The organism is Enterobacter cloacae complex sp. IR5384 (assembly GCF_049237265.1).
GTDB classification, from domain to species: Bacteria; Pseudomonadota; Gammaproteobacteria; order Enterobacterales; family Enterobacteriaceae; genus Enterobacter; species Enterobacter cloacae.
Map to the genome: position 1 here is coordinate 1 of NZ_JBMKHJ010000062.1, position 9,556 is coordinate 9,556.

At 52.5% G+C, this 9,556-nt stretch carries 12 protein-coding genes; 8 read left to right on the forward strand and 4 right to left on the reverse strand.

What is annotated here, in order from left to right:
- Positions 1-514 precede the first annotated feature (514 nt).
- Entirely contained in the window at positions 515-1,234 is a 720-nt protein-coding gene (locus ACOTX3_RS25135) for a replication initiation protein (RefSeq protein ID WP_001749982.1), read from the reverse strand.
- 559 nt (positions 1,235-1,793) lie between these two features.
- On the opposite strand from ACOTX3_RS25135, the gene ardK reads away from it, so the two are divergent.
- The gene (gene ardK / locus ACOTX3_RS25140; RefSeq protein WP_000057569.1) at positions 1,794-2,135 is read left to right on the forward strand and encodes an antirestriction protein ArdAB regulator ArdK; all 342 of its coding nucleotides are present in this window, start codon (positions 1,794-1,796) and stop codon (positions 2,133-2,135) included.
- A gap of 14 nt (positions 2,136-2,149) precedes the next feature.
- Here ardK and ACOTX3_RS25145 read toward each other — a convergent pair whose 3' ends face one another.
- The 3 genes from ACOTX3_RS25145 to mucA form a co-directional block, all read right to left on the reverse strand.
- Positions 2,150-2,941, reverse strand: a complete 792-nt coding sequence (locus tag ACOTX3_RS25145) for a SprT-like domain-containing protein (protein WP_001452808.1) — start codon at positions 2,939-2,941, stop codon at positions 2,150-2,152.
- A gap of 150 nt (positions 2,942-3,091) precedes the next feature.
- Positions 3,092-4,357, reverse strand: coding sequence for a translesion error-prone DNA polymerase V subunit MucB (mucB, locus tag ACOTX3_RS25150; protein WP_001749980.1), 1,266 nt, complete (start codon positions 4,355-4,357; stop codon positions 3,092-3,094).
- Positions 4,345-4,785 carry a translesion error-prone DNA polymerase V autoproteolytic subunit MucA gene (gene mucA / locus ACOTX3_RS25155; RefSeq protein WP_000861760.1) on the reverse strand — a complete coding sequence of 147 codons (441 nt, stop codon included), beginning with the start codon at positions 4,783-4,785 and terminating at the stop codon, positions 4,345-4,347. The genes mucB and mucA overlap by 13 nt, the downstream gene beginning before the upstream one ends.
- Before the next feature lie 414 nt (positions 4,786-5,199).
- Here mucA and ardB point away from each other — a divergent pair, with 414 nt between their 5' ends.
- From ardB to ACOTX3_RS25190, 7 genes are all read left to right on the forward strand, one after another.
- Positions 5,200-5,625: an antirestriction protein ArdB gene (gene ardB, locus ACOTX3_RS25160; RefSeq protein ID WP_000447669.1), complete on the forward strand. Its 426-nt coding sequence runs from the start codon at positions 5,200-5,202 to the stop codon at positions 5,623-5,625.
- Positions 5,626-5,682: 57 nt separating this feature from the next.
- A complete protein-coding gene (gene ardR, locus ACOTX3_RS25165; protein WP_000881513.1) occupies positions 5,683-6,087 on the forward strand; it encodes an antirestriction protein ArdAB regulator ArdR in 405 nt (134 codons plus the stop codon).
- A 9-nt stretch (positions 6,088-6,096) separates the two neighbouring features.
- The gene (locus tag ACOTX3_RS25170; RefSeq protein ID WP_000932975.1) at positions 6,097-6,336 is read left to right on the forward strand and encodes a hypothetical protein; all 240 of its coding nucleotides are present in this window, start codon (positions 6,097-6,099) and stop codon (positions 6,334-6,336) included.
- An 885-nt stretch (positions 6,337-7,221) separates the two neighbouring features.
- Positions 7,222-7,518 carry a protein CcgD gene (ccgD, locus tag ACOTX3_RS25175; RefSeq protein ID WP_000545925.1) on the forward strand — a complete coding sequence of 99 codons (297 nt, stop codon included), beginning with the start codon at positions 7,222-7,224 and terminating at the stop codon, positions 7,516-7,518.
- A gap of 14 nt (positions 7,519-7,532) precedes the next feature.
- Positions 7,533-7,874: a hypothetical protein gene (locus tag ACOTX3_RS25180; protein WP_015344948.1), complete on the forward strand. Its 342-nt coding sequence runs from the start codon at positions 7,533-7,535 to the stop codon at positions 7,872-7,874.
- A 68-nt stretch (positions 7,875-7,942) separates the two neighbouring features.
- Positions 7,943-8,227 (forward strand): protein CcgC, encoded by a 285-nt coding sequence (ccgC, locus tag ACOTX3_RS25185; protein WP_001750002.1) that lies wholly within the window; start codon positions 7,943-7,945, stop codon positions 8,225-8,227.
- Between the two features lie 208 nt (positions 8,228-8,435).
- Complete coding sequence (locus ACOTX3_RS25190) at positions 8,436-8,768, forward strand: hypothetical protein (protein ID WP_012561126.1); 333 nt, start codon at positions 8,436-8,438, stop codon at positions 8,766-8,768.
- Positions 8,769-9,556: the final 788 nt, after the last annotated feature.

A 9,556-nucleotide genomic window follows, 5' to 3' on the forward strand; every position in this document is an offset into this window, starting at 1 on the left:
TGTGGAAATCCGCCCACCCTTTCCGGGCGCCGGAGCCGTGTGGGAATCCGCCCACCTTGCCGGGCGCCGGTGCCGTGTGGGAATCCGCCCACCTTGCCGGGCGCCGGTGCTGTGTGGAAATCCGCCCACCCTTTCCGGGCGCCGGAGCCGTGTGGGAATCCGCCCACCTTGCCGGGCGCCGGTGCCGTGTGGGAATCCGCCCACCTTGCCGGGCGCCGGTGCTGTGTGGAAATCCGCCCACCCTTTCCGGGCGCCGGAGCCGTGTGGGAATCCGCCCACCTTGCCGGGCGCCGGTGCCGTGTGGGAATCCGCCCACCTTGCCGGGCGCCGGAGCCGTGTGGGAATCCGCCCACCTTGCCGGGCGCCGGTGCCGTGTGGGAATCCGCCCACCTTGCCGGGCGCCGGTGCCGTGTGGGAATCCGCCCACCTTGCCGGGCGCCGGTGCTGTGTGGAAATTCGCCCATCTTCATGACAAAAATTTGTCAAATGACAGGCTCATGTGTGCTGATTTATGTCAGACGGGATTTTGCTTATCAATTATTGAGAACAGAAATTTTCCTGAATCATCAATACTATACTTAGCAAGTAAAGGTGTTTTCTCATTTATCTGCTTGAGTGCAGGATCAAGGAAAGATCGTTTCAACTCTGCCAAGTTCTTCTGTTGGGATTCCGGCAAAAGGAAACGGTCATTTAACCAAGCATGAGTAGTAACCCATAAGCCTGAAGATTTGAATTGAGCAAGACTTTCATAAAGGCGGATCGTCCGTGGATTTCGAAGACTGCCACAATCGCGGAGCGAGTAGGTGGTGAACTGGTTCGTCAGGCCGTAAATGTACCGCAGGAGTTTATGGTTAAATTCGATTTCCCAGATACCACGAGCTGATCGGCTGCCAGCCTCTGTTAGCCAGGGGCGCGCGACGCAGTCAAAACTTCCTTCTTTCGGGTAAAAGATTACCGCAGAACGGCTTAACTCAAACACGCCTTCTTTAACATCCTTGATAGCCTGGTTACGGCTTACCTGAAAAATTTGCTCATAGTCAGCCACCTTTACTTTGAAAGTAGAGTCACCGAGTACAGCCATCTCATCATCATCTTCGCTTACTGAAGCTGTGAAATACGTCTGCATAAGACATAACCAGAGAACGCGCTTTGCTTTTAGCGAGAGGTAGTAAGCAGCTTCGGTAAGCTCGTTAGACTGCTTAACTTTTATCTTTTTGTTCAGCAACTTATCCATGAGCCTTGCCTTTGTGGGTTAAAAATTACTCTCCACACTACCACAAAGTTCAAACAAGTAAATACATTTTTTACAGTTTCGTCTAAGGTGGGCCAATTCCCATAACAAGGTGGGCTAATTCCCATAGTAAGGTGGGGTGTTTCCCATAGATAGGTGGGCCAATTCCCATAACAAGGTGGGCGGATTCCCAGAGATAACACTTATTTATGATTTTAAATCAATGAGTTATATAGCTCTAAAAGACTTTAAAAAGATAAAAAATCTATAAAATACCTTTTAAAAATATGCCTGTGGATATGTGCATATCATCGCTTACCAGCGCCGCTTCGCGGCTCGGTCAACCCCTCAGAACCGCGAAAACAAGTTTCGCAGTTCTTCACGGTTCATGTTTTAATCCAAGCATGGCGCCAGCACCTTCGCGGCACCATCGAGGCCCGCGCTGCTGCCGCACCGGGCCTCACCCTCAAATAAAATAAAGTTTATAAAAATCGTACTTGTATTGACCCCAGTTTATTCTGAGTATATCCTTTCTGTAACCAAAACTACGGAGGCGCCACAGATGGCTCAGAAAAACAGAATTTCAGAAACAGAATGGAAACAGCTGCTGCCGCAAATGGCTTCCTTTGCACACATCACAACAGATATTGGCTATTCCGTGCTTGTCAAAGGTGAGAAATCATCAGACGTAGCCACGCGAGTAGGCCGTTCCAAGCAAAACATTTCCAGCACCGTTAAGCGAATCTGGGATTTGTACCAGAACACCACTCTTAAAGCCGAGAACGGCGAACCATTAAAATTAGTTCAGGTCTGGATACCAGCAAGCCTTGCTGAAACTGTTTTAAAAGAAGCCGCGAAGTACAGCATTAATAACATCACGACCTCGGAAATGGAAAAAAAATAAAGTCCGAAAGGACTTTATTTTAAGACTACTAACGCGGCTTTATTACAGTGCTCGCCACCACAGTAAACCACTATCCCCGGTTTACCCCAGAGATTGATATGACACACCGGGCAGCTGTACTTTTCCCGGTTTGTTTTGTTCACCGGCGCTTCAGGCGGCGGGGTTACAAATCGCATGGCCTCTATGATCTCGTCGTCGAGTTCAACCGGGTCGCGCCCTTCCTCCACCTCCTGTTCGTGTTCGCTATCATCTTCCTCGTCGTCAATATAGCCTTTTCCTGTAGGGCTTAGCACAGCGCCAGGCTTAGGCTGGTAAGGCGGAAACCTGTCCATCCAGGAAAGCCGGAAATGGCCTGTCAGCAGTTCATCACAGGCCATATCGAAAGGGCCACCGGCAATAATATAATGGGTCATGCTCTGGCCCACTTTCCTGCCTCCCGGTTCGCCGGTATCAGAAGGCATTAGTCCTACCCGTTCCATCCGGGCCGCCCACTGTTTGTTGTGATAGCCACGGCGGCCAGGCTCGCCAAAATGGAATTGCCACTGATGAACCATCTCATGCACCAGTGTTGAAAGCGTGGCCTTTATGGTTCTGATCGAGAAATACACCGGATTCATAGCGATCTCGTCTACCGTGTACCCACTCTCACGGCCGACGAAACGCTTAAAGGAACAATAGCCATACGTTCGCTTCTCACGCTGCAACGTTATCAGGCATGGCGGCAGCTCGTTGCTGAATAGCTTCTCATTAAAAAAATCGTAGGCTCTCTGAAGTTCATCGTAGGTTTCGGGCGTAGGCAAATTCACTGTTAACCTCACATATATGTATTGTGCAATACACATAATTTAGCTGATCTTTTATACAGATGAAACGCCTTTTACCGAAAACCGCGAAACCGCGCCGAAACTCGTTTCGGCCGGTTGAGGGGTTGACCGGCCCGCGTGCGGCGCCGGTAATTATTTGATGGTTGCTGTTGGTATCGAGCGCCAGTCTGTCGTGTAATCAGGTGACAACATCTGACGGCGCATGGCAAAGGAGTTATCGATGCCCTGGCCTGCAAAAAACAGCTGGCTCTTGCCACGCCGGTTTATGCCATCGAGAACAGCCATTAACGCCTCGCTGCCAGCTGAAGGCGTAGCAGAGTCGAATAAATCCAGCTGGGCCTCCTTTCCGCTGAAATCGGCCAGCATGATCCCTGCTTTTGCATACGCAATATCTTCCCGCCAGATCCGCGCCAGCGCGGCTTGTGCCGCCTGAATTATCGTGCGGCTGTCCTGGGTTGCCACCGTCAGTTTTTCGGTTGCCTGATTGGCATACTGTGTATCACGCACTGAATAAGGACTGGTGCGGATAAAGACGCTTATGACGCGGCAGTATTGCCGCTCATTACGCAGTTTTTCAGCTGCGCGCGCTGCAAATCCGGTGATCGCCTGCTGCATATCCGCCAGGGCTACTACGCGTTGGCCGAATGAGCGCGATACAACAATCTGCTGCTTCGCCGGAGGGTTTTCTTCCAGGCTGAAGCAAGCCTCGCCGCGTAGCTCCCGTACCGTTCTTTCAAGCACAACACCAAACGTCTTACGGATTAGGCGCGTATCTGCCCTGGCTAAATCCAGCACCGTTTTGATCCCCATTGTGGCGAGTGCTTTCTCTGTACGATGGCCGACGCCCCAGACTTCCGCAACCGGCAGGATGCTCATTAATTTCTTCAGTCTGGCGCCATCGTCCAGAGCAACCACCCCGCCAGTAGCGGGCCATGTTTTTGCAGCGTGGTTACACAGCTTCGCCAGCGTCTTAGTACGGGCAATACCGACCCCGCATACCAGCGTTGTGTGTCGCCTGACTTCCTCGCGCAGTTGGCGCCCGAAAGCGTCAAGGCTCATGGCGGCCGTTATCCCTTTGCAGTCAACAAAAAGCTCGTCGATTGAATACTGTTCGACGTGGCTTGCAAGGGACTCAACTACGGCCGCGAACCGGGCCGACATGGAGGCATAGAGAGTGTAATTAGAGCTAAAAATAGCGATGTTATGACGCTCGATTATGGGTCTGACTTTGAAGTACGGATCGCCCATTTTCAGGCCCGCTTTCTTCGCCAGGTAATTACGGGCCACAATGTTGCCGTCATTGTTGGATAAAACGGCCACTGCTCGGTTTGCCAGATCTGGCCTAAATGCCTGCTCACAGCTGGCGTACATGCCATTGACATCAATCAGCGCAAACATACCGGATGCTCGATAAGGGAATGCGTAACCACTCCCCAGATTTCAACGCTCTCATTATCCGGGTCAATGTAGTACACAGGAAAATCTTTGTTCATCGGCATCAGGCAGGGTCTGGGCCTCAGCAGTAGCCGCTTCACGGTAAATTCATTATGGATGCAGGCGACTACGATTGAGCCGTGGCTGGCCGTCAGCGAGCGATCCACAACCAGTACGTCACCATCATGGATGCGGCCATCTTCCATTGACGAGCCAGAAACCCGCAGGAAGTAAGTTGCTGAAGGGTGACGAACACAATACTCATGCAGGTTTAACTCCTGCTTTTCATAGCCCTGGGCCGGGCTGGGGAACCCCGCAGAAATTCTTTGCAGATAAAAAGGGATGCTGTGTACCCGGCTGGCGCCGGAGCTTTCAAAAATATCGACCTTCATAGCGATCTTCCAAATCACTGTTTACTTATACAGTATCGCTGTTATGGTCAGGTTGGCAAGTTTTACAGGTACTCTACTATATGTAGTGCTGCTTCAGCTGCCAACGAACGCTATATATAGTGTTTGTTGGCTTTCTGCTTTCTCAGTGTCCCCTGTAACCGGCCGCGTGGCGGCGGGCTAGCAGGGAGGGGGGTGGCCTGTCGCTCCGGTCAGTCCCGCAGTTTCCGGCGATTTGCCCCCGGTGTCCGGTGGAGTCCGGCGAGGTCGCCTTCCATGCTCTGACGGGCATAAAATTAGGTAAATATAATCCGTACTTGTATTGACTTTAACGCCCCATTGTACGATAATTAAAAAGTGGCAGGTGATGTGCCTGCCGCTTAACCATCGCCGGTATCGGCTTAAAGAGGAAGTATCATGGAAACTATCGAAATCACCGCCCGCTACATTTCTGAAAACGCCCGCATGAACTTCATGCCTGCGGCATTTCGTGGCGCTTTCTTCAGCGCAGATCACTTCATTCAGTCCTTTCTGAATCGTTACGCTAAAGACTACCAGGGAGGGTATTGGGAATACCTTCAGGCCAGCAATGGCGCGTTTTTTATGGAAGCGCCCCAACCTCTTTGGCTCTCGTTACCTAACTATTTTGAAGGTGAATGCAGCGCGCGCGAAGTAGGGATTATTGTTTGTCTGTATGCCTACAGTTACTTTTGCGGGCTGGCATATGAAGAAGGCAAAGCCGAACTGAACGAAACGATGGCTAACCGGTATCACCTGTTGCGGGAGTACGTTAATACGCTGGAGAACGAAAGCCAGAATCGTATTTATCGTGCCATTGATTAACTGATAACCAGGCGGGCAAAGCCCGCCTTATCGTGACTGTCACGCTCAGGGGAAACTATGTTAGCGACACTTCAACACCCTACCGCCTGGCAATTGCCAGATCGGTTAATGCTTTTGGAACTGTTAATGTTCGATTACCGTAATTCCGATCAGGAGCGCTACGGCCAGCAAATCTATCACCACTATCGTAAACAGGGTAATCATCGCTGGGATACTTCTGTTCATCAGGATAGCGGCGGCCAATACGCGATTATTTTCCGGCACTCCTTCAGCAAAAAACAGGCTGATGGCGTTAAGCGAACGATGATCCGCGATGAAACCGTTATACGGGCAGGTACGGCGCAGGAGCTGACAGAAGCGACATTTCCCGACTTCCAGGATAGCGATATTCTGAAGGCGTCGGATTTCTTTAAGTCGCTTATCCAGCGCAAAGCGGCAGACGTAACACAAACCGATATTTGAGGATCAGCGATGCTGAACAAAACCGAAAACAACACCAACATTAGTAGTATCAACCCCTGTTCTACAGAGAGCCTAATAGCCGTGACGGGAAATGATGGAGAGACGCATATCATTCAGCGTGAGTTAATATCCCACTCTGTTGAAGGGCATGAAGCCACAATCATTCACCTTGTAACCGGGAAGTCGATAAGGGTTTCTTTGTCATCTGAAATTCTGGCAAAAAAACTAGGCATTACCGTGTCTGAATAACGGGTTTTGTTGCTTTGTTATAAGGTTTTATCCGTGTGTGGCAGAGTTCTAAAAAGGGAAACGTGAGAGATTATGAATACGATTAGCATAACGGAAATCGTGTTGAGTGTGCTTCTTGCGGGCGCTTTGGGGCCGGTTTTATTACGTCGAAAAAAAGGTCTGCTGTTACTGTTGTTGATTCTGGTCTGCACGATACTTTTGCTTCATGGTGTCACTACGATTTACTGATGTGGTCGAAAATCTTTAAAAGCGAACCCCCGGACGTCACCCCTCCGGGGCCGTTCTGCTGTGCTGCGCATCGAGCCGCTACGCGTCTCGCCCCGCTCACGCGGGCAGCTGCCACTGACGCCTCCGGCCTGCGGCCTCCGCGCTCCGCTTGGCAACCCCTTCCCCTGCTGCCGCTCATTTCCCCTTCAGCCTCCTATCATGATTCGTCTCCTGCATTATCCGTGGATTGTGCAGCTCAGTGGGGCGCTGGCCGTGACGGTGCGGTGTCCCCCGTAACCGGCCGCGCGGCGGCCGCTAACTCGCAGTACGGCGCCGCGACCCGCAGGCGGGCCGCCGTACCCGCGCGCAGGCGCGCGGCGCCCACTGCGCACCCCCGTGGGGGACGTGCGGCAGCTGCGTGGCGGCGGGCTGGGTTATGGCTTAGCAGGAAGGGGGGTTGGCCTGTTGCTCCGGTCAGTCCCGCAGTTTCCGGCGATTTGCGGCCGGTGTCCGGTGGAGTCCGGCGCGGTCGCCTTCCATGCCCTGACGGGCATAAAAACATGTAAATAAATTCCGTACTTGTATTGACTTTAAAGGCGTAATCACCGATAATTAAATCATCGGGAGGCAACACCGCCACCCGAAAAATTGCCGGTATCGGCGCTTACAGGAGTCGTCATGCACTTTACTAACTTCCTTCAGCGTTACTTCGATATAGAGATTGAACATACCTTTGACCCTACCATTCAGGGCAGCAACGAAACGGGTAAAGACGTCACTAAAATCTGGATCTATGAGAAGGGCGAGGATAGCGAACCGCTGCTTACTCTGACAGAAGCATGGTGGTATACCGAGACAAAAACGGCTGGTAACTGGCTTATCGGCAACGTGTATTCAACGCTTGAGCATGGGCGTGAAATTCATGAAAGCGAATTTCGTAAACTGGTAACAGCTGGCAAGGTGATATCAGCATGAGTAAGGGGAATAAAATGCTTATTAATCGGATAGCGGTTATCGGGCTTGCAGTTGTCGCAGCCGCTACGCAGGCAGGTGTGCCGCCGGTTAAGTTTTTTTACCGGGATACAGTCCCGGTAAGCATTACGCTGGACGAACCCGCAACGGGTTGCAGCATGGCCGGTGTGATTGTTCATCCAGTGGATCGGCCAGCGGCAAAAGTGGCGTGGTTTAGCGAGCGGATTTGCGGTAAAAAACGTTACCCGGTTAGCTTTATCAGTGATGAAATTAGCGCCCCGCATAACGTGATCCATAAAGGGGAAAAGTTTCACGTTACCCCGGCTCAGGTCAATCTCCTGGACGCGCAAAACCTCTAATTAAATCATCGGGTGGCAATACCGCCGCCCGAACAATCGCCGGTATCGGCAACCATCAAGGAGTTCACATGTATCACTATCTCGTTTTTGTCCCTCTCGCATTAATTTTTAGCGCCGCTGCGCTTGCCCTGCCCTGGTTTATCGTTCGTGCGGGATACAGGGATCTGGTGCAGATCACCTGCGCCTGCGTCTCTGTTCTGGGCCTGTGTGCGGCGACAGGGGTTTTCAGCTACTTCGATAATAAGCCGCTTGCGTTTCTGTACGGTTGCGGCGCGCTGGCGTGCTTTTTGTACGCGGTAGACTGCGCGATACCGTTGTATATGACGCGTAAAAAGCCACGTAAGCAGCTGTAAGAAAAAAGGCGGGTAATCCCCGCCTTTTTTATTGAGGCTGTCAGAAAGCGATTCAGGCACTCTATGAACGCTTTGCAAGATATAAAATTTTGTATGCACATTCAGTACTTATATTGACTTTGAGGACATAATCACCGATAATTAAATCATCGGGAGGCAACACCGTCGCCCGCAAAATTGCCGGTATCGGCGCGCAAAGGAGTACATCATGGATTACCAGACCCGCTTAAATTCTGATATAACCAAAGAGATTGATTATCTGGCATCACTGCGTAAACAACGCATGGTGGCGGATCTGCGCACAGAGCTGGTTTACGGCTCCCTGGAGCGTCTGGCAGATATGATCTGCAACACCGTCACTGACTGGTCGCTTCCCTGCCCTGTTCTGCCGCTTTCTTCCGTACAGCAATGGCACAAAGCCCGCGAAATCGTCCTGGCAGATTATGAGGACTTCGGCCACGATGCCTGGGACTTTGCCCGCCACTATATGAAAACAGAGCTTAGCTTCGGTTATGCCTGCTACAAAGACGATATTGCCTGATGATTAACAACATGGGGGGCTAACGCCCCCCTGATAAACTGACCCTTTTAATGGCCTTACCGCCGATTTCAGATGGAACGAGAGATAAACAGCGGCAGACTCCGGGCGTTACCCCTTCGGGGCCGCTCTGCTGTGCTGCGCATCGAGCCGGTTCCCGTCTCGCCCCGCTTACGCGGGCAGCGGCCGCTAACGCCTCCGGCCTTCGGCCTCCGCGCTCCGCTTGGCCTCCGGGCTTCGCCCTCCGCGCTGGCGCTTGGCGGCTGGCGTCAGCCGCCAGCCAGGTTCGCCGGTATCTCAGCTGCCCGGTCATAAAGCCGTTCCGTTGGCGTGGGTCGTTCCGCCTATGACCGCAGTGAAACCGGGCGCGGCAGGTTGTCAACAGACGCTTCGCTCAAGCTGTTGACAACCTGCCTTATTCGCCCGGTTACAGTGCGGCCGTCGGAAACGACACCCCGCCAACTTCTCTACAGGTGCTATATGACCTCTACCATCCTCGAAAACCTACCGCAAATCATCACCTCGCTGGCCGCTCTGATTACGGCCGTAACCGGCCTAATCAAAGTGCTACGCGACAAAGACAAGTAACAGCCATCGGGGCGGCTGTGCCGCCCCTTTGCAGCTGCTTGCCGGTGATCTCTCCAGTTTATGTTCTGACATTGTGCTAAATCCTGATGCCACACAGGGCGTTACCCCTTCGGGGCCGCTCTGCTGTGCTGCGCATCGAGCCGGTTCCCGTCTCGCCCCGCTTACGCGGGCAGCGGCCGCTAACGCCTCCGGCCTTCGGCCTC